Origin of the sequence: Marinomonas colpomeniae (assembly GCF_014803385.1) — a bacterium.
GTDB classification, from domain to species: Bacteria; Pseudomonadota; Gammaproteobacteria; order Pseudomonadales; family Marinomonadaceae; genus Marinomonas; species Marinomonas colpomeniae.
The window spans coordinates 192,810-216,738 of record NZ_JACYFC010000002.1 but is presented as its reverse complement, the minus strand read 5'-3'; the positions used below and the strand labels follow the sequence as shown (position 1 = coordinate 216,738).

The 23,929-nt window shown below is 41.3% G+C and carries 22 protein-coding genes; 19 read left to right on the top strand and 3 right to left on the bottom strand.

From position 1 onward, the window contains the following. Positions 1-77: 77 nt before the first annotated feature. Complete coding sequence (gene dprA, locus IF202_RS06180) at positions 78-1,373, bottom strand: DNA-processing protein DprA (protein ID WP_191594018.1); 1,296 nt, start codon at positions 1,371-1,373, stop codon at positions 78-80. A gap of 285 nt (positions 1,374-1,658) precedes the next feature. Between dprA and def the strand changes: the two genes are divergently transcribed. The 13 genes from def to fhuB all read left to right on the top strand — a co-directional run bounded on the left by def (position 1,659) and on the right by fhuB (position 16,918). Then, a complete protein-coding gene (gene def / locus IF202_RS06175; protein WP_191594594.1) occupies positions 1,659-2,177 on the top strand; it encodes a peptide deformylase in 519 nt (172 codons plus the stop codon). A gap of 101 nt (positions 2,178-2,278) precedes the next feature. Next, the gene (gene fmt / locus IF202_RS06170; RefSeq protein WP_191594017.1) at positions 2,279-3,265 is read left to right on the top strand and encodes a methionyl-tRNA formyltransferase; all 987 of its coding nucleotides are present in this window, start codon (positions 2,279-2,281) and stop codon (positions 3,263-3,265) included. Positions 3,266-3,283: 18 nt separating this feature from the next. Beyond that, the gene (rsmB, locus tag IF202_RS06165; RefSeq protein ID WP_191594016.1) at positions 3,284-4,678 is read left to right on the top strand and encodes a 16S rRNA (cytosine(967)-C(5))-methyltransferase RsmB; all 1,395 of its coding nucleotides are present in this window, start codon (positions 3,284-3,286) and stop codon (positions 4,676-4,678) included. A 379-nt stretch (positions 4,679-5,057) separates the two neighbouring features. Next, on the top strand, positions 5,058-6,431 hold the full coding sequence (gene trkA / locus IF202_RS06160) for a Trk system potassium transporter TrkA (RefSeq protein WP_191594015.1): 1,374 nt from the start codon (positions 5,058-5,060) through the stop codon (positions 6,429-6,431). 79 nt (positions 6,432-6,510) lie between these two features. Then, on the top strand, positions 6,511-7,959 hold the full coding sequence (locus IF202_RS06155; RefSeq protein WP_191594014.1) for a TrkH family potassium uptake protein: 1,449 nt from the start codon (positions 6,511-6,513) through the stop codon (positions 7,957-7,959). Between the two features lie 11 nt (positions 7,960-7,970). Beyond that, entirely contained in the window at positions 7,971-8,444 is a 474-nt protein-coding gene (gene ybaK / locus IF202_RS06150) for a Cys-tRNA(Pro) deacylase (protein WP_191594013.1), read from the top strand. Between the two features lie 72 nt (positions 8,445-8,516). Next, complete coding sequence (gmhB, locus tag IF202_RS06145; RefSeq protein ID WP_191594012.1) at positions 8,517-9,074, top strand: D-glycero-beta-D-manno-heptose 1,7-bisphosphate 7-phosphatase; 558 nt, start codon at positions 8,517-8,519, stop codon at positions 9,072-9,074. Between the two features lie 217 nt (positions 9,075-9,291). Beyond that, complete coding sequence (locus tag IF202_RS06140) at positions 9,292-10,200, top strand: AraC family transcriptional regulator (RefSeq protein WP_191594011.1); 909 nt, start codon at positions 9,292-9,294, stop codon at positions 10,198-10,200. Between the two features lie 114 nt (positions 10,201-10,314). Beyond that, entirely contained in the window at positions 10,315-12,444 is a 2,130-nt protein-coding gene (locus tag IF202_RS06135; RefSeq protein WP_191594010.1) for a TonB-dependent siderophore receptor, read from the top strand. 17 nt (positions 12,445-12,461) lie between these two features. Next, entirely contained in the window at positions 12,462-13,244 is a 783-nt protein-coding gene (locus IF202_RS06130; RefSeq protein WP_191594009.1) for a siderophore ferric iron reductase, read from the top strand. Next, the gene (locus IF202_RS06125) at positions 13,228-13,995 is read left to right on the top strand and encodes an ABC transporter ATP-binding protein (RefSeq protein WP_191594008.1); all 768 of its coding nucleotides are present in this window, start codon (positions 13,228-13,230) and stop codon (positions 13,993-13,995) included. The genes IF202_RS06130 and IF202_RS06125 overlap by 17 nt, the downstream gene beginning before the upstream one ends. Then, positions 13,989-14,921 carry an iron-siderophore ABC transporter substrate-binding protein gene (locus IF202_RS06120; RefSeq protein WP_191594007.1) on the top strand — a complete coding sequence of 311 codons (933 nt, stop codon included), beginning with the start codon at positions 13,989-13,991 and terminating at the stop codon, positions 14,919-14,921. The genes IF202_RS06125 and IF202_RS06120 overlap by 7 nt, the downstream gene beginning before the upstream one ends. Continuing rightward, positions 14,921-16,918, top strand: coding sequence for a Fe(3+)-hydroxamate ABC transporter permease FhuB (gene fhuB, locus IF202_RS06115; protein ID WP_191594006.1), 1,998 nt, complete (start codon positions 14,921-14,923; stop codon positions 16,916-16,918). The genes IF202_RS06120 and fhuB overlap by 1 nt, the downstream gene beginning before the upstream one ends. Positions 16,919-17,289: 371 nt before the next feature. On the opposite strand, the gene IF202_RS06110 is transcribed toward fhuB, so the two are convergent. Next, on the bottom strand, positions 17,290-17,871 hold the full coding sequence (locus tag IF202_RS06110) for a CGNR zinc finger domain-containing protein (RefSeq protein WP_191594005.1): 582 nt from the start codon (positions 17,869-17,871) through the stop codon (positions 17,290-17,292). Positions 17,872-17,976: 105 nt separating this feature from the next. Between IF202_RS06110 and IF202_RS06105 the strand changes: the two genes are divergently transcribed. The 6 genes from IF202_RS06105 to IF202_RS06080 all read left to right on the top strand — a co-directional run bounded on the left by IF202_RS06105 (position 17,977) and on the right by IF202_RS06080 (position 22,461). Then, entirely contained in the window at positions 17,977-18,372 is a 396-nt protein-coding gene (locus IF202_RS06105; protein WP_191594004.1) for a VOC family protein, read from the top strand. Between the two features lie 11 nt (positions 18,373-18,383). Further along, the gene (locus tag IF202_RS06100; RefSeq protein WP_191594003.1) at positions 18,384-20,054 is read left to right on the top strand and encodes an FAD-binding oxidoreductase; all 1,671 of its coding nucleotides are present in this window, start codon (positions 18,384-18,386) and stop codon (positions 20,052-20,054) included. A gap of 105 nt (positions 20,055-20,159) precedes the next feature. After that, the gene (locus IF202_RS06095) at positions 20,160-20,519 is read left to right on the top strand and encodes a MerR family transcriptional regulator (protein ID WP_191594002.1); all 360 of its coding nucleotides are present in this window, start codon (positions 20,160-20,162) and stop codon (positions 20,517-20,519) included. A 110-nt stretch (positions 20,520-20,629) separates the two neighbouring features. Next, positions 20,630-21,625: an NAD-dependent epimerase/dehydratase family protein gene (locus tag IF202_RS06090; RefSeq protein ID WP_191594001.1), complete on the top strand. Its 996-nt coding sequence runs from the start codon at positions 20,630-20,632 to the stop codon at positions 21,623-21,625. 196 nt (positions 21,626-21,821) lie between these two features. Continuing rightward, positions 21,822-22,241 (top strand): hypothetical protein, encoded by a 420-nt coding sequence (locus IF202_RS06085; protein WP_191594000.1) that lies wholly within the window; start codon positions 21,822-21,824, stop codon positions 22,239-22,241. Beyond that, positions 22,234-22,461 (top strand): hypothetical protein, encoded by a 228-nt coding sequence (locus tag IF202_RS06080; protein WP_191593999.1) that lies wholly within the window; start codon positions 22,234-22,236, stop codon positions 22,459-22,461. Before IF202_RS06085 ends, IF202_RS06080 begins: the two co-directional genes overlap by 8 nt. Before the next feature lie 240 nt (positions 22,462-22,701). On the opposite strand, the gene IF202_RS06075 is transcribed toward IF202_RS06080, so the two are convergent. After that, positions 22,702-23,922: a M20 family metallopeptidase gene (locus IF202_RS06075; RefSeq protein ID WP_191593998.1), complete on the bottom strand. Its 1,221-nt coding sequence runs from the start codon at positions 23,920-23,922 to the stop codon at positions 22,702-22,704. Positions 23,923-23,929 lie beyond the last annotated feature (7 nt).

Sequence of the window (23,929 nt, the reverse complement as noted above, 5' to 3'; positions counted from 1 at the left end):
GGACTAGGCAATAATATAGAGTTCTTAATAAGAGCTCTATATTTGCCCATATTATTTCTATTCAATGCTATAAATTTCTAACTGCGATAGTAAAGTCCTTCACGATTCATCACGCACTCCGATAGTTCTAATTCCATTAAAACCTGCATCATTGCGCCAGCATTCATTTCGGTATGGCGAATAAGACTATCGAAATCTAGCGGAGTCACTTCTTTTTCTAATAAAACAGCGACACTTTTAGCCTCATTTGAAAGCGTGTCAGGCAAAGCAGAAATTGATTTTCCTTTAACCATCTCTGAAGAAGTACCCTCAGAAAAAACCTTTGATGCATCAAGTGCGGCGGAACATTCCTCTAAGATTTCATCAACATTACGAACTAAGGTCGCTCCTTGTCTCAATAATTGATGACAACCCTCTGACTGTAGATCTGATAGCCGGCCTGGAAAAGCGAACACCTCTCGATTTTGTTGTACCGCATAACTCGCCGTAATTAAAGAACCACTTTTAAGAGAGGCTTCGGCCACTAGCACTCCCATACTTAACCCACTAATAATTCTATTACGTGGAGGGAATAGGTGAGGTTTGGGGCTAGTAGTAAGTGGGCATTCACTTATTAGCGCGCCACCTTGCTCCAATATATCCTCGAAAAGACGCGAGTTTTGATTGGGGTAACGATGCTGTAATCCCGTCCCCATGACAGCAATAGTTGGTGTTGTTTTCTTATGAAGTGCACCTTGATGGGCGGCCGTATCAACACCAAGTGCACCACCACTAACAACACAGACCCCGCGACTAGATAATTGTTCTGCAAATTGAAAAGTTGCATCGCGTCCGTAATGGGTGCATTTTCGCGCTCCAACAATACCAATTTTTGGAAGCATTAATGCTTTCTGTTCACCTTCTACATAAAGAAATGCAGGTGCTACATGTATCTCTTTTAATGCTTTGGGATAAAGTTTGCTCTCTCGAAGTATTAAATGGTGATTAGCATCTTCTAGCCATAATAAGGTTTTATCACGCTTTATCTTTTGCTCATCTGTGAGTGTCGTATTAGATAAATAGTCCATCGCTTCTCGAGCTGTAATGTCAGGCCATTTCAAGGCCTTTAATACGTTATAATTGAGAATATCTGAGGAGTCGCTTTCAAATAATGAACGACTTATATCAAGAATAGGTGGTGTGAGACTAAGCCAATTTTGAGAGTCAGTATCTTTTAGGCTTTCAGTTTCTTGATGATTGATTTCACACTCTGGTGTTTGTAAGTTATCTAAATAGGTATAAAGTCGAGAGAGTCGAGAAGGGCCAATGCCAGATAAAAAGCTAAGGCAAAGCCAATCGGTTTCAGTTAAGCCTGCTGATCTAGATGTATTCATAATAAGTCCGCTTCCTTGCGCATATGCATGACAGAATATCGTCACACTTAATAAAAGATTTACTCGCCAATACTCTCACGTATCAAGCTCATTGATAGAAATCAGAACTAAGCATTCCTTGCTTCGTTCAAATAGTCTTTGCTATAAAAGTCATTCAATCATATTGCACAAAAAACCGCCATTAGAAGACTGCTCAATAGGCAGAGTTGCGTTATAATAAAAAAATGAAAAGAGTAGGAGAGACCGTCTCCTCTCATGAAAAAAGACACATCGTTGGAAAAGATCATGACTGTTTTAACCGTACTTGAATACCCAGATAAGCGCTTACGCAAAGTAGCTGAGCCTATTACAGAATTCACTGATGCATTACAAACTCAAATCGATGACATGCTAGATACCATGTACGATGAAAATGGTTTGGGATTAGCAGCGACTCAAGTGGATTACCATTACCGTCTTGTGGTTATGGATTTTTCTGAAGAGCATAACAAACCACTTGTTTTCATCAATCCTGAATTCGAAGTATTAGATGATGAAGCCAATGAATGCCAAGAAGGTTGTTTATCTGTCCCTGGCTTCTACGAGCATATTTATCGTGCCGCTAAAGTAAAAGTAAAAGCTTTAGATCGTCATGGTAAACCATTTGAATTAGATGTCGATCAGCTTATGGCGGTTTGTGTACAACATGAAATAGATCACCTTGATGGTAAACTTATGGTCGATTATCTGTCTCCGTTAAAACGCAACCGTATCAAAACCAAGTTAGAAAAAGCTCATAAATTAGCCCTAAAAGAAGGCCAATAAAACCAGTCTTACGAACTCGACTAGATATTTCTAAACCTCTAGATTATTAACATACGTATTTAAAATCAGGCCTTGGCCTGATTTTTTGTTAAGGAACCTTTATGCCAACATCTCCACTTCGCATTGTTTTCGCAGGTACTCCTGAATTCGCAGCGACAAGCTTGCAAGCACTACTAGAACAAAAAGCAGAAAATCAATATGAGTTAGTAGGCGTTTACACTCAACCAGATCGCCCAGCTGGACGAGGTCAAAAGCTAGTTCAAAGCCCTGTTAAGCAATTGGCAATCGCGAACAGCATCCCTGTTTTTCAGCCATTGAACTTCAAGCAAGATGAAGACAAGGATCAGCTCAAAGCACTTAATGCCGACATTATGATAGTCGCTGCTTATGGAATAATTCTGCCTAAGCTTGTACTCGATACCCCTAAGCTTGGTTGCATTAATGTTCATGCGTCCTTGCTACCCCGTTGGCGTGGTGCTGCACCTATCAACAGAGCTCTAATCGCTGGAGATTTAGAAACAGGCATAACCATCATGCAAATGGATGTGGGCTTAGACACTGGTGATATGCTGTTAAAAAGCCATTGTGATATCACACCTGCAGATACTTTCTCGACGCTTCATGATCGCTTAGCGACCATTGGTGGCGAAGCATTAATCGAGGCATTAGAATTATTAAAACAAGGTGCTTTGATACCAGAACAGCAAGATGAAAGCCAAACCTGTTACGCGGCAAAACTGACTAAGCAGGAAGGTAATATTGATTGGTCACTGTCTGCAGCAGAAATTGAAAGACAAGTCCGAGGTTTATCTCCTTGGCCGGGGGCCTACACAAACAGTCTTACTGGCATCATGAAGATTCATACTGTTCAGCTATCAGACGTAAGTGACGATTCAAATTGTCCTGGTGAAATCGTTGTGGTGAGCAAAGACGGCATTGTAGTTGCCACTGCGAAGGGTTCCATTCTCATTACTGAAGTTCAATTCGCTGGTGGCAAACGAATGAAAGTTCAGGACGCATTGAACGGTAAACACAAAGGCGTATTAGAGATTCGTCAAACATTTTCAAACAGCACGCCAACACTTTAGCCTTACCGAGCAAATATTATGACTACATCAAACCCAATTCCATACAGCGCAACACCTTCTGAAGTATTGTCTATTCAGCACAGCGCTCGCCAAGTCGCTATAAAAGTTATTACGAACATATTGCTAGAACATGGCTCACTCAGCACCCAACTTGCTCGCCATCAAACAGACGTTGCTAATGAACATATACCTCTACTTAAAGAGCTATGCTTCGGCGTATGTCGTCAATACCCAACATTGAACAGCGTAGCTTTGAGTTTGTTGGCTCATCCTTTTGAAGAGAAGGACACAGATCTATATGCAACCTTGCTTTTAGGTTTATATCAATTGACCTATATGAACACGCCAGATCACGCAGCTGTCCATGAAACCGTAGAAGCTTGCCGTCTCCTAAAAAAAGATTGGGCAACAAAACTAATGAATGCTGTACTACGTCGCTATCAACGTGAAGAACATGAAATCTTAGACAATCTATCGTCGATGCCATCAATTGAGTACAACCAACCAAAGTGGCTTGTTAAACGTATTAATAAACACTGGCCTGATGACCTAGAGCAAATCATTGAAGCAAGTAACACGCATCCACCAATGTGCATACGCGTAAATGAAAGTCGCGTTTCACGTGAAACATATCAAAAAATGCTTAAAGATAAGGGTATAGAATCTGAGATTGGAAAGTTTTCAACATCAGCTTTGTATCTACAAACAGCCGTTCGAGTTAGTCAGTTACCTGATTTTGAAGAAGGCTTTGCTAGCGTTCAAGATGAAGCGGCTCAGTTATCTGCACATATCCTTTCTCCTAAACCTGGTGAAAAAATATTAGATGCTTGTGCAGCACCAGGAGGAAAAACAGGACACCTTTTAGAGAGGGGAAATAACTCTGAAAATAAAGGAGTTGAGTTAACGGCAGTTGAACTTGAACCATGGCGTATGGAAAAAATTGAATCAAATTTAGAGCGCCTAGGTTATTCGGCACATTTGATTTGTGCTGATGCAGGTGATTTGGATGCTTGGTGGGAAGGCGAGCAGTACGATAAAATCTTATTAGATGTCCCTTGTTCAGCAACAGGTGTCATCCGTAGAAATCCGGATATCAAAATCAATCGAAAGCCTGCCGACATAAACGAATTGATCGTTATTCAGCGTGAAATATTGACTCAGGTATGGAAAACATTAAAGCCTGGTGGCTTTATGTTGTATGCGACATGCTCTTTAATGCCTGAAGAAAATGAGCAGCAAGTACATCAGTTTCTTGAAGCACAGTCAGATGCTAATGAAGTAAAACTAAATACACTCAATAATGATGCAAAGATTGAATGGGGAACAGAGGTAAGTCATGGTCGACAAATGTTTCCTACATTAGAAAGCCATGATGGATTCTATTATTGCTTGCTACAAAAAACATCTACTTAACATGTAAACGACTCATATTATAAATTCCAACTCTAGTAAGTTATTGCATACTTAGATTAGACACAGAAAAAAATCGGAAATATAAGCAGTTATCCACAAATGTCCGGTAAATTGTTTCACATGAAACACAGTTTTCTGGGCATTTTTTATAACCCAATGTGGGTCATAATGAACGTATTAAGAACCAAGGTTAAATTAATGGTTAGGTGTAGGTCGAACTGAGAAAATAATTACGAGTATTTTTCGAATCAAGTTAAATTATTGCTTTTATATGGGTACACTTAAACCATTGTAGAGCGAACAATTATTCGTTTGCATCCACACAACTTTATCCATCAATCGACTCTTAAGATTTAGTACTTCAGTGCTAAGGCAGTATATGAAAATTATCATCATAGGTGCGGGCCAAGTTGGCGCCACACTGGCAGAAAATTTGGCAAGTGAAGACAACGACATCACAGTCATTGATAAAGACTCAGATCGCCTTAGAGAACTTCAAGATAGACTCGACATACAAACAGTCGAAGGCAGTGGTTCACATCCTGATGTATTAGAACAAGCCGGCTGTAATGATGCTGACATGCTGATTGCAGTAAGCAACCAAGACGAAACCAATATGGTAGCTTGTCAGGTTGCTCATACCTTATTTAAAACACCGACGAAGATTGGCCGTATTCGATCAAGCGCATATGCTAAATATCCAGAGCTTTTTTGCGACCAAGCGTTACCAATGGATGTTCGAATCAGTCCAGAAAAAGAAGTTACCAAACATTTAAGTCGATTGATTCGTTACCCTGGTGCATTACAAGTAATGGAATTTGCTGAAGGCAAGGTTCAATTAGTTGTTGTGAAGGCAGAAAAGGGTGGCCCACTTATTGATCAGCCTATCAGCTTCTTAAAAGAACATATGCCATCTATTCAAACTCGTATTGCTGCGATCTATAGAGAAGGTCAATCTATTTCTCCTGATGGCAATACTCACATACGAGCTAATGACGAAGTATTTTTCCTAACCGCACAACGAGACGTATTAGATGTCATGAGTGAGTTACGTCCACTTGATACACCTTATCGTCGCATCATCATTGCAGGTGGTGGCAACATAGGCGAACGCTTGGCACAGAGTTTAGAAAAAGAATACCGAGTAAAAATCATTGAGCGTGATCCAGAACGTTGCCGATATCTATCTGAGACCTTAGATAACACCATAGTGTTAAACGGTGATGCCTCTAAACAAGAGTTGTTGCTTGAAGAAAACATTGAATCTACTGATGTGTTTTGTGCTCTGACCAACAATGACGAAGCAAATATCATGTCGTCAATGTTAGCTAAGGTATTGGGCGTTCGTACTGTTATGACAATTATTAACAATCCTGCCTACGTAGACATAGTTCAAGAAGGCATGATTGACATCGCTATCTCACCTCAACAAACAACCATTGGTTCTTTGTTAAGTTACATTCGTCGTGGTGATGTGGTGAATGTACATTCTATGCGTAAGGGTGCTGCTGAAGCATTAGAAGCAGTAGCGCATGGCGATTACCGTTCATCAAAGGTAGTGGGGCGCAGTATTGCCAACTTGAATTTACCTGAAGGTGCGACAATTGGAGCTATTGTTCGTGAAGAAGATTTGATTATTGCGACTGGTGACTTAGTAATTCAGGCAGAAGATCACGTAATTATTTTTGTAACAAACAAAAAACAAATCCCTGCAGTAGAGCTACTCTTTCAAGTCGGTTTGAGCTTTTTCTGATTTTTACTTTTTAATATTATTAAAACAAGTTCCTGACTTAGTTGTTCAATTTTAGTCAGTCAGGATCTAGGAACCCAGTATGCATTTTAGTGTTATTTTACGTGTCATCGGTTTATTGGTTATGGTGTTTAGCGTGTCGCTAATTCCTCCAATTATCGTATCTTTGATTTATGCAGATGGCGCACTAAATGCTTTTTTATCCGCTCTAGGCATTAACTTATTGGGTGGCTTTTTACTTTGGTTCCCGGTAAGGAATGCTCGTGGAGAATTAAAAATTCGAGATGGTTTCTTGGTAACTGTTTTATTCTGGACGGTATTAGGCTTGTTTGGTTCAGTACCTTTTTTCTTGGCAGAGAGTCCCGATCTTAGCTTCACAGACGCCTTGTTCGAATCTATTTCTGGTTTCACAACAACAGGAGCTACCATATTAACGGGAATAGATGACTTACCTAAATCTATTCTATTCTACCGTCAGCTTGTTACCTGGTTAGGCGGCATGGGTATCATCGTATTAGCCGTGGCAATTATGCCAATGCTAGGTATCGGTGGCATGCAGCTTTACCGTACGGAAGCACCTGGGCCAGTAAAAGATACAAAACTTACCCCTCGAATTGCTGGAACAGCAAAGGCACTTTGGTACATATACGCAACACTAACAAGCGTCTGTGCACTTGGGTATTGGATCGCTGGCATGAGCTTGTTCGATGCTATTTGTCACAGTTTTTCGACGGTGGCGATTGGTGGTTTCTCTACCCACGACGAAAGTATTGGTTACTTCAATAGTGTTGCCATCGAGATGATATGTACCTTCTTTATGATTGTCTCTGCTTTCAACTTCGCTTTGCACTTTTTCGCTTGGCGTCACAAAAGTGTTTGGCACTATTTGAAAGACCCTGAAGCGCGCTTCTTTTTATTAATTTTATTCAGCACAGTAATCTTATCCACCTTAGTACTGGCGATGACTTCAACATTTGATTGGGGCACATCCCTACGTTACGCTGTATTCGAAAGTGTCTCCATTGCTACTACCTCAGGTTTTAGTACATCAGACTTTGCCAGCTGGCCGCACTTCTTGCCTTTCTTATTAATCGTCACATCTTTTGTTGGTGGTTGTGCAAGCTCTACTGGCGGCGGAATGAAGGTAATTCGTATTCTACTTATCCTCAAGCAAGGGGTTCGAGAAATTCAACGCCTTATCCACCCTAATGCCGTCATCCCTGTAAAAGTTGGCGGTAAAGCGATTCAGGAAAGAGTCGTATCTGCAGTATGGGGATTCTTTTCCGCCTATCTAATGGTCTACGTTATTTTGATGATTGGTTTAATGGCGACAGGTTTGGATCAGGTGACAGCATGGTCAGCAGTAGCTGCTACATTGAATAACCTTGGGCCTGGTTTAGGTGACGTGTCATCAAGTTTTTCTAGTGTTAGTGATCCTGCAAAATGGATGTTGTGTTTCTCTATGCTGCTTGGACGTTTAGAAGTATTTACTTTATTAGTATTATTTACACCGATGTTTTGGCAAAAATAAGGTCAGAATAAATGACACCAGCCATAAACCAACTCAAGAAAAAAAAGGTTCTATTTAGTATTCATGAGTACGAACACGACCATAACTGCGCTAATTTTGGCGAAGAGGCTGCTGAAAAACTCAATTTAGATCCTGCCTGTGTGTTTAAAACACTACTCGTAAGCGACGATAAAAATCTCTTTGTTTGTATAGTACCGGTTACTGGTACACTGAATTTAAAACGTGCTGCGAACGCATTCGGTGTCAAGAAACTGCACATGGCAGACATGAAAGTAGCTGAACGACTAACAGGCTATTTAGTTGGCGGCATAAGTCCTATTGGACAAAAGAAAAGCTTAGTGACTTGCATCGATCAGAGTGCGCTATCTCATCCAACCGTTTATGTCAGCGGTGGACAACGAGGTTTAGATATTGGCTTAACTCCAAAAGACCTTAGCTCAGCTTGCCGTAATGCTTCCTTTGCAGATATTGGCGAAAGCAAGTAACAACTTATATTGGCCAACGCTTTATAATTGATCATTATTTCCAATTTATTACTTTCACAAAAAGGCATTCCCATGGCGCGAATCAAACCTATTATTTTGTTAGACAGAGATGGTGTCATCAATAAAGACTCTGACGCCTATGTGAAATCCGTCGATGAATGGCAGCCAATTTCTGGCAGTATCAAATCTATCGCGGCGCTATCCAAAGCAGGTTTTCAAATATTTGTTGTGACCAATCAATCAGGTATCGCTCGTGGCTATTATGACGAAGCAACGCTGCAAGCAATGCACAATAAGATGAAAAATTTGGTAGAAGCAGAAGGCGGTGTTATTTCAGGTATCGAATATTGTCCGCATGGGCCAGACGACAATTGCCAGTGCCGTAAACCAAAGAGCGGAATGATAGAGGCGATTGAAACTCAACTTGGTTTATCATTCCAAGAACACCCAGCGATTATGGTTGGAGACTCTTTGAGAGACCTCCTAGCGGGCGCAGCACGTGGATGCTCCCCAGTATTAGTATTAACGGGAAAAGGCCGCGAGACTCAATATAAGAAAATAGACATTCCATTTGACGTTTACACAGACCTAGCTGCTTTCACTATTGCGACTTTGCATAAATTTTCTTAGTCTCTTTTTAAAAGAAACATACAGTTTGTGAGCACTTACTCCTTTTTTATACACTAATAAATAAGAACTATTTATCTAAGTTCTTATTTATTAGCCCGTCATTTTCTTTCTCCCTTTAAACTATACGTGTACAAAAAGTCATCATTCTTAGATGTATAGTGAAAGTTCTTCAGGTACAATCCCCAAAACAAATGAGAATCATTGACAACAAAAACTTATGCCAACAACAGCCACATTAACTCGTATTGAAAAAGTATTGGACTACATTCATGAACATCTGGATGAGCCGATTAACGTGACTAACTTGGCTGAAAAAAGTTGCTGGTCTCGTTGGCAGTTCCAACGTGTATTTGGCAATGCGACAGGTCTCACTGTTGCACAATATGTTAGAGAACTTCGATTAAGTAATGCAGCAGAACTGCTACTAGAAAACCAAAGTAGGCACCTAGAAATTGCTTTAGCCTGTGGATTTGAGTCTGAGATAAGTTTCAGCAGGGCGTTTAAGCAAATGTTTCAATGCTCACCAAGAGAATATCGTCAAAGGGGCAAAAGAATCGGGCTTAGAACACCGCTTAAATACAGCACACCAAAACGTACATGGATTACTCCCACTGCATTTACTCAAATCCGTATTGAAAATCGAGCAGCGTTTAGCATTACTGGAAGTTCCGATTGGATATATGGACCCTTTTCTGAAAAACCGGATTTTATAGAACGAGTTCCACAAGTTTGGCGCGCGCTTTGGCAAGCCATTGAAACAAGAAATATTAACTGTTTAATGGACAATCCAATTGGCGTCATTGATAACCGAAAGCAAACCGAGCGACCAGAACAGCTTTTGTATTGGGCTGGCTATCCTAGTGAAGCACAACAAAAACGAATGGAAATATTAAACATTCCAGAACAAGAATACGCAGTTATTCCAGTGCATGGTGAAATCAGTGCATTAGAATCTGCAGTAGAGTGGTTTATTGGTCACTGGCTACCTGAATCTAATTACTCAAGTATTGCTGGCTTTGAACTAGAGCTCTATTCACCAAATTACGATCCTGCTAGTAAAGACAGTTACATGGAGTATTGGCTTCCGATCGAACCTAGACGAATCCCTGATTCTAGAAAATTCTAAGCAATCTGAATAATTTAAACTAATCATGCACCAAAAGGTTAAGTTTCTTCCCGCGGCAATCAATAGAATGAGATCCATTCTCAATATCATCTATATTGTATTCTTGGAGCCCGAATGAAACGATCACAATATTTCAAACCTACATTAATAGCAGTCGCTATTGCCACTGCTTCATCTATGACTTATTCCGCTGAACAAGATACAAATATAATTGAAGAAAGCGTATTGGATACACTGGAAGTAAAAGGCCAGACTTATCGTAACACGGCGACAAAAACTCAGCTTGACTCTGAAGAGACACCTCAGCCGATTTCAATTGTTACAAGTGAAGAACTAGAAGAGAGAGGTGTAGAAAGTCTTTCTGAAGCACTACGTTATTCATCTGGCGTTCATACTGAACTACGTGGTGGTGCGATTACACGTTTTGATTTTTTCAATATTCGTGGGTTTAGTAATAACATCGCCTATTACGACGGTCTTCAACTACTTTTCAATGGTTGGAATATTCAACCACAAATTGACAGTGCAGCAGTTGAACAAATTGAAGTATTCAAAGGACCTTCATCAACCTTATATGGTGCAACCGCTACTGGTGGAATGGTCAACATGATTAGTAAATCCCCACAAGAAGAGGCTCACAATAGTATTGAGGTATCTCTTGGCAGCGACAATAAAAAAGAAGTTCAATTCGATAGTACAGGGTCCATCAGCGATAGTGTTAATTACCGAGTAGTTGGCCTAGTTCGTCAAAAAGAAGGGCAAGCGGTTACCTCTGATGAAGAGCGCATCATGATAGCGCCATCACTTGATATTAAAATCAGTGAAGACACGCTACTGAACGTAAATATGTATTATCAAAATGATCCAAGTATGGGAGTTTACTCAGCATTACCTTCCAAAGGCACGGTTTACAATAACTCTAATGGACAACTAAGCTCAGACGCTTACGTAGGCGATGACAACTGGGACAGCTACGAGCGAGAAGTCTTACTATTCGGTTACAAGCTAGACCATACAATCAACGATACGTGGAGTTTCTTACAAAATTCTCGTGTAACCCTTGCTGAAGCCTACCAAGAAAATACCTATTCAACGAGCTTAGACAGTGACGAACGCACCTTAAATCGTCGAGCTTATTTAACCGATGAATCGACAGAAGGGTTTAATATTGATAACCAACTCTCTGCCGTTTTTGATCTGGGTGAAGCTGAGCACAACGTATTATTTGGCTTAGATTATCTTACCTTAACATCTGATATTAAATATGAAGATGCGGTTGCTCCAACGATTGATATCTATAACCCAGACTATTCACAAATCACCTTCAGTAGCTTGGATTTTGCGGCATCAGGTTATAGCAGTGACTTCACAATTGAGAGAAAGCAACTCGGTTTCTATATACAAGATCAAATTCGTTTAGATCAATGGGTCTTCATCGTTGGCGGACGCTATGATCGATATGACTATGAAGAGAGCGGTACGAAATACGGCGCTAGTGCAACAGATACAGTCGATGCAAGTGAGTTTACTGGTCGAATAGGCGCATTATATGAATTCGAAAACGGTCTATCACCTTTTGTCAGTTACTCACAAAGCTTTGAAGCCTTAAGTGGTTCAGACAGTGGTGGCAATGTTAACGAGCCATCCATGTCGGATCAATTAGAAGCTGGTATTAAATACAGAGCAAATGGCTTCAATGCTGGTATTACAGCATATGAAATCATTAAGGATAACTTTCTAACGCCAACGACTAGCACCTATGTCACAAGACAAGTCGAGGAAGCTCGCTCTCGAGGTCTTGAAATAGATCTTCAAAAAGCACTAACGTCAGAAATTAGCCTTGCGGTTGCTCTTACCCTACAAGATGTTGAAATAACCAAAGACTCAACAAACGCTATTGTTGGAAACACACCAATAAGAACACCGGAAAAGCTACTTAGCACATGGTTATCTTATCAGCCACAACAAGGCAAATTAGCAGGTTCTAATTTCGGTTTAGGATTACGATATATTGGCGAAACTCAAGTTGATGCAGCTAATTCCGATACCGTTCCTTCCTATACACTTGTCGATTTATCTGTCGGCTATGACTTGTCTCAGCTATCAGCTAATTGGAAAGGTGCAAGTGTTAGTTTTGCTGTTTCCAATGCCTTTGATGAAACCTATTACACATGCTACGACACCTCTAATTGTTGGTTTGGGGCCGATAGGTCTTTCGAAATAAGCGGGCGCTATGAGTTCTAAAAATCAAAATGAATGAGATGAAAAGCCCTTTAGAGCATCTGTTTAAAACTAGCAAAGCCTGTATCTCCGTTCTTCAAGGAAGAGAACTAGATACAGATTTGATTACCAATGAAAGCCTTCTGTCGATTCATTCGACAGAAGGCTTCTTGGCAAATTTGCATCGAGAACTCAATAAGGCACATCCGGAAGCGGGTGTGCCTTATTGGCGTGTACGGTCGTGGGGATTAAGCTGTTGGCAGCCTATCTATTTGGCACTTATCTGTGTCTACCACCTTAAGCTTGTACCCAATTCCTTAAGTCGTTTACATCAAAACCAGCAAGCCGCTTATATCGCGGGCTATGCTCTTCCTAATGAAGTAAATGATGAGAATTGGTTTTCTGGTGATCATCAGCAATTAGTAGAATTTGCAGCGGCTCAGCTCAAAACCTTATTCAATGCTTTACAAGAAGAGCACCTCAAACAATTTGGAGGTCGACAAGTCTTGTATCAAGCCTTGCTGGCCGACCAATTCATGACGTCGATGTTGGTCGCTCAACAAATGGCTTTCCATGACGTAGAGGAAAAACCTTCTACCTATGAAAATGAAAGAGCCATCAAAGAAGAATATACCTTGTGGGCACACACTCTTGGTTTACCGCTCACACCAATAGAGCGTATGTACCACGAAGAATCTGTACTCACTTTTACCCGTCGCAGTTGTTGCCTACATTATCGTCGTGATGATGGTGAATTATGCGCAGAATGCCCGCGCCACAAAAAGAACAAAATACACAAGGAACAAGATGTTCGAATTAACTAACGTCTGCGTCGAACGCAACCAACGACAGATTTTAAACATCCCTCATTTAGAGCTTCCCAGCGACAAGCTGTGTGTCATTCTTGGTCACAATGGCTCAGGTAAAACGACTTTAATGCAGTGCCTTGCTCGCCAACTAGTGCCTGATGAAGGGCACATTACCTTTAACAAACAAACTCTCAGTCAGTTTTCACAGAGGACCTTGGCCCAACAAATAGCATTTTTACCACAGCAATTACCTGCGTCTTCAGGGTTAACGGTGCAAGAGCTTGTGCAGCTTGGTCGTTTCCCTTGGAGAGGAACATGGGGGAGGTTGCAAAACGAAGATAACAACATCATTGAACAATCGATTGATCAGGTCGGTATTCGTCATCATGCCAAACAATGTATAGAAGACTTATCAGGCGGCGAGCGTCAACGAGCATGGATCGCAATGCTACTCGCACAGCAGTCTCCCGTATTGCTATTAGATGAACCTACCTCGGCATTAGATGTTGCTCATCAATACGAATTAATGAATTTATTACAAACCTTAAACCGAGAAACAGGGCAGGGAATGATATTAATTCTGCACGATATTAATCTGGCTGCACGCTACGCAGATCACATATTGGCTATGAAAAAAGGCGAAGTTTTCTTTCAAGGATCACCAGAAGAGATCATGCAACCAGATCGCCTAAAAGACTTATACGGCATTCCTATGTCATTAATTAACCACCCAAAACACAACTCCAAGGTAGCTATCGTATGTTAGTACTTACTTCTAAATTTTCACTTATTAAAGGATTATTTCCTCTTCTCATATTAAGTCTATCAAGCCTAAGTTATGCAGAGATTCGCATTCAAGATAGCCTAGGTGAACAAGTATTTTCAGAAACACCGGTGCGTGTTGCAGCCGTAGGTTGGGGGCTTACGGAAAGTGTTATAGAACTGGGTGTGACGCCTATTGCTGTTGGTGATATGAAAGGCTATCAAGAGTGGGTAAAGCGACCTGCTATTCCAGCATCAACAGAAGACCTAGGTGTACGTGAAGAGCCGAATTTAGAAAAGCTCGTTGAATTGAAGCCTGATGTCATTTTAATTGGCGCCGAATTAAAAGACATAAAATCAACATTGGAAAAGATTGCTCCCGTCGTTCTATTTGATAGCTACCAAGCAGATCACAATAATGCAGAGCAAGTCGATAAAGACTTCATGACACTTGCAATACTATTAGACAAAGAAGCCGTCGCTGTCAAAAAGCTGCAACAACGAGATGAAGCGTTCAAGTACCTTAAAACTCAACTCGAACACGCTTTTCCGAATGGTTTACCAAAAGTCGCCACCATGCGCTTTGCCAACACAACGTCTGCCTATGTTTATGGCGGAAACTCCATGCCTCAATATGCGTTGGAAGCACTCGGTATACAAAATGCGCTAACAATCAAAAACAGCCAATGGGGGCTGGAGCAAAAACGGTTAAAGTTCTTACGCACGGTCGATCAAAACATCTTGCTGTACTTCCAACCGTTTTACGAAGAAGAAAAACTAAACGCTTCACCTTTATGGAAAGCCATGCCATTTGTACAACAAGGTAACGTCGCATCAGTTGAATCAACCTGGACGTATGGTAGCTCGATGTCGTTACAATATTTAGCAGAAGCCATGACAGATGCTTTGCTCAAGCTGGCGAATAAATAATGAGATTGCCCAGCACAGCATTACAATGCGGAGCGATTTTCGTTCTGTGCTTTTTTACTATTATATTTTTGCAAATAGACACAAACTTAAGTTTTTCGACTCAATGGGGAATAGTTACCGGTGGTATTCCTCAAAGCCTTATTGCACAAGACTTTGAACGAGTCGATTGGGCGTATGCTCGCTTACCAAGACTCGTTATGGCGCTATTAGTTGGCGCAAGTATTGGCTTAATCGGCAGTGTCATTCAACAGCTCACTCGCAATCCTTTGTTGTCACCCACAACACTTGGCACCTCTAGCGGCGCATGGCTTGGGTTAATCGTTCTATCCATTTTTTGGCCAGAAGGGCAAACACATTTCCAAGCAATGGCGGCTATGACAGGTTCACTGCTCGCATTGGCTTTGGTGTTATTAATCAGCGGGATTCGACAGCTTACGGGTTTATCCATTGTACTGTCTGGCATGGCGGTCAATTTACTATTTGGAGCAATTACCACAGCACTCATTTTATTAAATGAGAAATACGCCCAAAATTTGTTTATTTGGGGCGCTGGAGATTTAAGTCAAAACGGCTGGGATAAGGTTCAGTGGCTGTGGCCCCATTGTTTAATCGGTGTTGCCATATTGGCTTATGCTGGTAAACCTCTCACCTTACTTAAATTAGGACAAAGTGGTGCAGCAGGACGAGGATTAAACGTTACGGCTTTATTCCTCATTTTAATGATCGCAGGGCTTTGGATATTATCCGCTGCAATTACCATGGTAGGCATCATTGGTTTTTTAGGTTTAGTGGCCCCAAACCTTGCACGGCTAGTTGGGGCAAGAACGGCCACTTCTGAGCTGTATTGGTCCAGTTTACTGGGAGCTACCTTATTAATTATGTCTGATAATCTCGCCTTGATTATTGGTTTATTTAGCTTTGATATTGTTCCGACAGGATTAACCACCGCATTACTTGGCGCACCATTGCTAATTTGGCTAATTCGACAACGTTTAAACCACGCTGATAACAGCAGCTTCCAAGCTATGGCAAGAAAACAAGCGTTTACCCAAAACCGCTTATTCATGGTATTTGGTGTTTTTAGTGCTGTGATTTTATTAGGTGTGTTTTCTCACTTTCAACAAAACCAATATGTACTCCACTGGCCAAACGCTTTCAGCTGGCAATTGAAATGGCCTAGGTTAATAGCAAGCCTCGCAGCGGGCGCAGCCATGGCTGTTTCAGGCGTAATTATGCAAAGACTGATTCATAATCCACTCGCCAGCCCAGACTTGCTGGGATTGTCTGCAGGCGCCGTACTTGCCATGGTTGGTTGCAGTGCTTTCTTTGGTATCCGCTTAGGAGAGTTAGGGCCACTTATCGCCTTTTCTGGCAGCATGAGTGTGTTGTTTCTTTTACTTTTATTAGGAAGGAAATTTCGATTTTCTCCCGCGCCGATGATATTAACCGGCGTGGCATTATCAGCGCTAATAGAAACATTTGTTCAATTTAGTCTATTAAAGGGTACAGAAGAAATTTATGACATTTTACGCTGGTTAGCAGGGTCTACTTATCGAGTGACACCAGACCAAGCCATTCTACTCATGGCCTGCTCAAGCGTGTTTATATTGATCACTCTTAGTTTACACCGCTGGTTAACGTTAATGTCGATGGGAAAAATGGCGGCCGCAGCACGAGGTATTGCAGTTAAACCGACCTTTGTATTGCTATTAATACTGGCTGCAGCGTTATGTGCCACAGTAACCGCATTGCTCGGCCCCATTGCTTTCATCAGTATTGTAGCGCCACATTTAGCCAGTTTACTCGGAGCACGAACGGTACTTATGCAACTGTCGTTATCCGCTTTATTAGGAGCAACACTGTTACAAGCGTCAGATTGGCTAGGTCAAACCATTATTTATCCTAACCATTTAGCCGCAGGCACTATGGTGACGATTTTAGGCGGCGCTTATTTCATCGTCTTACTGCTTAAAAATCGCAGGAATACAGCTGTATAGCAACCTCGCAATTTTCTAGTTACGGCAAGCCAGAAGCAACACATATTAACTTGATAACAAAAGCGACACTGGCGCGAACTATCCATGATGTGTTACTTCTGGCTTTCTATTGTTAATGCAAATAATAGAAGATTTTTTGTAAATTGAGATTCGTCCCGAAAAATTCTTTCAACCATCGAGCTTTGAACCTAGACAACTGACCCAGTCTAAATAATCACTGTTTGACGTATTGGACGTGATAGAGAAACAAAAAGCTTTTTAGTATCAATATTGGAAGAATGATAAGGTGCATGCATACTATTAAAAGTTTGATATCGTCTGAAGGAGAAAGGTATTAAGTATTGGTGGATGGAAAATATATGGATTGAGCTTCAAGCGTCTTTATTCGCATGATAAAAGTTCGCCGCTTTTGCTCGATTCCCACAACGCTCCATGCTGCACCATCGGCGTTTTCTCGAACGGGATGTATCCAAAAATAACAGAATGCATTTCTCGTTCGAGCAAGATTTGATTTGTTGGCTTTGTGGCGAGGTTAATAATTCAGCCGCTTCTTTGGCTATTTTCCCAAGCAATTGATCAAGTGTTAGCGTCTGATATAAAGACTGTAGCGTGACGTCTTCACCAATCGTCAGTAATTGTTGCTGAGTGGGTGCATGACACAAATACTTATTCACAACGTCTATTGCGTCTTTAGAAAGCACTTGTTGATCAATCCGATTTGTCATCAGTGTTTTTATCGCATCTCTTAGTAACCAAACAGAGTCCATTTCTGAATCGTCATTATTGGCTTCTAACTCAATACCCACCTCAGTGCCCCATTGGCACAGGTCATCATAACAAGAGAGCAGATTAACGGCTTCTCCATGACATTCAAACTGAGTATTTATCAGGTCCATAGCGAGATGGTTACCCACATGGATAAAGGATCTTTTATGATTTTTCATGATAACCATTATAAAACACCTTTACAGGTTATAACAGGAAATATAATATAACCTCTATAATATAATTATAACGGTTATATTTTACCCTGATGAATAATCAATAAGGAACAAACAATGACTCATACTCAAGGTATACATCATCTAGGTCTTACGGTTTCTGACGTAAAAGCAGCAAGTACATTTTTCATTGAGGCTCTTGGCTTTAAACAAGTAAAAGAAGTATCCGCTTATCCCGCTATTTTTGTGAGCGATGGCACCATCATGCTGACTCTTTGGCAAGCAGAAGATCCTGCAACAGCAACACCATTTGACCGCAAAGCCAATCTTGGATTACACCATTTTGCATTGCGCGTTGCAGAGACGACAGTATTAGCAGAACTACACGAACAGTTGGTTGCTCGTGATGATGTCACCATTGAATTCGCACCAGAAGCATTAGATGACAGTGGAATAGAGCACATGATGTGTCGTATTCCTGGCAACATTCGCCTTGAGTTAATCAAGCTTTAAAGGAAAGTTTTATGACGCTCCCCAATAGCAATCTTAATACCATGAATACTACGCCTTCAGCTTTCCATAAGGGCGAAATTCAGGCACAGAAACATGTGGGTATGCATGAAGAAATGGCTCATTGGGGAGCCAAAGCGATTCGTCCTTTTTTCATAGAACAACATCGACTTTTTTTCAGTGAACTTCCTTTCGCCGTCGTATCGGCAACGGACAAAAAGGGCAAACCTTGGGTGACGTTATTAACGGGTAAACAAGGTTTTATGCACTTCCCTAATGATAAAACACTGCATTTCGCCACCCAGCCGATTCAAGGCGATGCCTTAGAAGAAGCCTTTGTAGAAGGCACAGACATTGGCCTGATTGGTATTGAACTGAGTAATCGCCGTCGCAACAGAGCAACAGGTTCGATAGCGAGTAAAAACGAGCAAGGCATCACTTTCAAAGTGTCCCAATCCTTTGGAAATTGCCCTCAATATATTTCAGAACGTGTCTGGGAATATACCGAAACTAACACCAATGAGATGAGCTCAACGCACCACAGTAGATTAACTGAATCCATGCAAAAGTGGATTTCATCCGCCGATACTTTGTTTATTGGTAGTGGTTACAAGGAAGAAGGTGAGCATAGATCAAACGGTATGGATGCTTCTCATCGCGGTGGTTCCCCCGGTTTTATGAAGGTGCTCAATGAGCACCAATTGGTACTTCCCGATTATTCTGGCAATAATTTTTTCAACACCATAGGCAATTTAATACTCAACCCTTTAGTTGGTTTGCTATTTCTGGACTTTGAAAAAGGCAATATGCTGCAAATAACAGGACGGGTGGACATTGATTGGGATTCAGAAAAAATTCAAGAACACCCTGGCGCGCATCGACTGTTAAACATTGAGATAGATGAAGTGGTGCAACTGAATGCTGTTTTGCCTTTACGCTGGAGCTTACAAAACAGTATCAAAGGTGGATTGCGTGTTATCAAAAAAACAATCGAGAGTAATTCTGTTACTTCATTCGAGTTAGCTTTAGCAGAACCAATGAGTGCAGAAACGCTTCCTCGCTTTTATGCTGGCCAACATTTACCAATACAGTTACCTCTATCCGAAGGCAAGCCACCTATCGAACGTACTTACTCTCTTTCTAACTCACCAATAGATGATTATTATCGAATCAGTGTGAAGCGAGAAGACAAAGGCATAGGTTCAAGTTATTTACATGACCACATTGAAGTAGGCGATATCATTGAGGCACGAAAACCCAATGGCGATTTCACTCTCAAATACGCCACCAGACCGATTGTATTAATCAGTGCAGGTATCGGCATCACGCCTTTATTAAGCATGCTGTACTCACTGACTCAGACGCAAAAGTCGTGGCCTGTGTACTTCCTTTATGGTGCACGAAATGGCAAAGATGCACCTTTACTGAATGAAGTCAGAGAGTGTCACCGCCAACACCAAGCATTACAGCTTGATGTGGTTTTTAGCCAACCCAATGAGCAGGACACGCTCGGCACAGATTACGATAGAGAAGGTCATATAAATGCAGAACTCATTAAACATTATGTTCCCGACCTCAATGCCGATTTCTACCTTTGTGGTCCAACCCCTTTTCTAAATGATCTAACGTCTGAGTTGGAAGCACTGGGAGTCAAGCGCGCCGCCATTTACTACGAAAGCTTTTAAAGAAGCAGCCTTCTTCTTTATATTCTTGCTTTCTGGGTGCATAAGCCTTGAGTTAGTAAATGCTTACCCATACTATGAAAGTCTCTGAATTTGAGGCGATCGAGTATGTATATAGGAAAGGTAAGCCAATTAACGGGCGCAACTAGAAAAGCCATTCTTCACTACGAAGAGATAGGCTTGTTGCGGCATGTTAAACGTTCAGGAAGTTATCGTGTTTACGATCAGAACCACATTGTCGTCATATCCCTCATAAAACACGCTCAAAGCTTAGGGATTAAACTGGCTGAATTAACGCCCTTGATTGTTGCTAAAGAAGCACAACAGAGCTTTCCTCTCGATCTCGCCAACGACCTAATTACCAGTAAAAGAGATCAAATCAAAACAGAGCAACAAACCTTAAAAGCAAAAGACAGTGGGTTAAAATCCCTCCAAGCAGAGCTTCAAAAAGTCTTCTCAGGCACCTGAATTAGAACCCCTTCACCCCAAATAAAAAATACATTGAAACCTCTGTTGACTCGCCCCTTAAGGGTTGGGTTTACCATGCTATTTATCGTAACTTATATAGGATAAATACAATGGCAAATATCAGCTTAGTCACAGGCGCAAACGGCCACTTAGGCAATAATCTCGTACGAGACCTTCTTAAACAAGGAGACACGGTTCGTGCGGGCGTGCGAGACATCAGAAATGCAGGCATTTTGTCTGGTTTAGACTGTCAACTCGTTGAAGCCGACATGCTAGATCGAGATTCCATGGAGAAAGCCTTAGTTGGTGTGGATGTGCTTTATCATGTCGCCGCGGTTTTTAAACATTGGGCAAAAGACCCAGAAACAGAAATAGTTCAGGCAAACATAAAAGGTACAGAAATTGTTCTAGCGGCAGCGGCAAAAGCCAAAGTAAGGAAGGTGGTTTATGTCAGCTCAGTCGCAGCTATTGGTCATGACGGTACCCCTTTAACAGAAAAGAACTGGAATGACGATTTATCCAATCCTTATTATCGTTCCAAAATTGAATCTGAAAAAAGGGCGTGGGAGCTGGCGAAGCAATATAACTTATGGATGGTTTCCGTGCTTCCTTCCGCTATGGTTGGCGCAAACATCGGTCGTTTAACCGATACCATGCAATTTATTGATAATATCCGCACCAATAAACTGGCCATGAACCCAAGCTTCTTTTTTAACTTCGTTGATCCTAGTGACGTCGCAAAAGGCATGATTGCCGCGACAGAAAAAGGCACATCAGGGGAACGCTACATTCTCGCCAACGATCATTCTTCTTCTTTAGAAGAGATACTAACAGCCGCGAAATCCATTGGCCTGAAAGTCAAAACACCACCAGCTTTTCCGAAATGGTTGTTGTACGTATTATCGGGAGTATTGGGATTAGGCGCAAAAATCACCGGGAAACCTGCTGAACTGATCGCCAGCCAAGTCACCATGTTCTTCAACGTGAAACAAGAATACGACATTTCAAAAGCGAGAAAAGAACTCGGTTACCAACCGAAAACACCACACGATACTTTAGCCGACACGTTCAAATACTTAGAAAATCGTCAAATCAAAAACACATAATTACGTAGGGCAGATGAGGGAGGAACGACCGTAATCTGCCGTTTTTATTCGCGAGTAAAAAGTCACGATATATATTAATAAATAGTTTTATATACTGAATCTAGCAGGAAAATTAAAAACCCCTTAGTATTAATTAATGGAGAGTAATAACGCACCATATAAAATATTAAAATTTATGAGGTTTGAATGAATATTTATGGATGAATACAAACTATTAATACATATGCTTGAACTTTGTGAAGATAACGGTAATCGCCATAATCATGTTCGCTTCGACGTTAATGAAGCATTAATAGAGGATCTTTATGACAGGTATGGAATACAAGTACCTATAGATGAACTGAAAAAAATAGTTGACCGATGCTATGCTAGAGAATGGTTAGAACATGCATACTTGGGAAGCGGTCCACATAATGGCCTTAAATTAACGACCAAAGGATTGGGAGTTGCAACTTCAAAACGAAAATCCAATGAATTGCGCGAAAATAGATCTCTCCTTAAAAAAACATCGGATTATATTGAAGATCACAAAGGCATTTTTTTGCTTTTGGGCTCGGTTATTGGAGCATCTGGGTTAATTATTGGAATTATTAAAGGAGGTTCTGGAAATGGATAACAGTTATTCTATTGAGGTGGTTTGCTTATTTTGTGATGCACCTTTAAGGATTGAAGATAATAAAGAATATCAGTCTGGGGACATGATCAATTGCTTTGAATGTAAAGAATTAAATGATTATGATTCCGTCTTAGATATTGCAAAAGAAAAAGGTATTAAATTAGCCAAGGATGAGTTTGAAAAAGAAATCAATTCGAGCTTGAAAAACCTATTTAAATGAAGGTTTAGCAAACATAAACCTTCAGATTAAAACCACAGATAACGGATCATGAAGGGTTCGCGCCAGTGTCGTAATGATCCGTTATCTGTGGTTGTGTGATTCAAAGAAGATGATGTCAATCACATGGCAGGTTCAAGCACAAAAAAAGCGGTTAGAGTCTTATATCTAACCGCTTTTTTATTCAACCTGACAACTTAACGTTCAAGGCGTTATCTTAGGATAAGTTACGACGCGTTGTTGTTACTCGCTAACACCACAGATTTCAATAATGCATAGGATGTAAATCCGCACGCAATTCAGGAATTGTTCTTTGCGTACGCGTTCATCTGGCATGGTATTAAATTCACCGCCGGGGCCACAGACAACGCCTTCCATTCCCGCAGCAGCGAGATGCGCTGCATCGGTTCCAAAGAAAGCCGCAGGCGCTATTGGCCCCGTTGGTTGAGCGTATCCCATTACCGATTCAAACGCAGAATTCAGAGTTTTAACGATACGAGAATCACGAGACACTTCAAACGGCGGCATGCGCAAAGCATTCTCCGTTGGTCCGCCGACTCGAAGTGAAGTTTGAAGCTTTGGAAACTCTAATTTAAGCGCTTCTAACAACAATTCTAAATCATTGGTCACACTCTCAATGGTTTGACCTGGGCCATAACGGCATGACCCTTTTAGCTTGGCTTGATCGGCGACTTGCGGTGGTCGCCATTCGTGATATTCACGACCTAATCCAGCACGCAATGAACCCACGTGACCTCGGTTTACGGCAATTTGATCCGGTGTTATTGCCCCCGTAAAGACGAGTTTATTAATTCGTTGAGCAAGTACAGTGGCCGCCGCTAGGGCATCACAGGCTTCTTCTCGTTTAGACAAGTGACGAGTATCGCCCACCAGCTCAATATCAAACATCACTGAACCAGCATGCATTGTGAGTGCTTGTAAATCCGTAGGCTCGCTGTTAATAAAATAGTCTGCACGAAGCCCTTGTTCGATAGCACGAACCGTTCCGATACCAGCCTGAAGCTCACCAACAACAAAACTAAGAACCACATCGCCTTTCAACTTAATACCGGCTTTTAGAATGGTTTCAACGGCACAGAAATACGCGGCATCACCTGCCTTCATGTTAGAAACGCCAATGCCATAAATGAATTCATCGTCGATCAATCCTGACCACGGATCTACCGTCCAGCCTTCTGTGGCTGGGTTTGTATCAAGGTGTCCGTTGAACAGCAAGCTAGCGCCGCCACCTGTGCCCTTAAGGCGTCCAATCGCATTTACTCGATCATCAACAACAGGCTGTAATTCACTGCTCATGCCCAACTGGGTCATACGATCATGCATTACGCCAGCCAGTAATCGTTCGCCTTCCGTTTCTGTATAACTCTTATGCTGCACCATAGAGGAAAGTAAATTTAAGCAGGAATCGACGTCGATATAATCGAAAATATCAGTTCCATTCATAACGGTA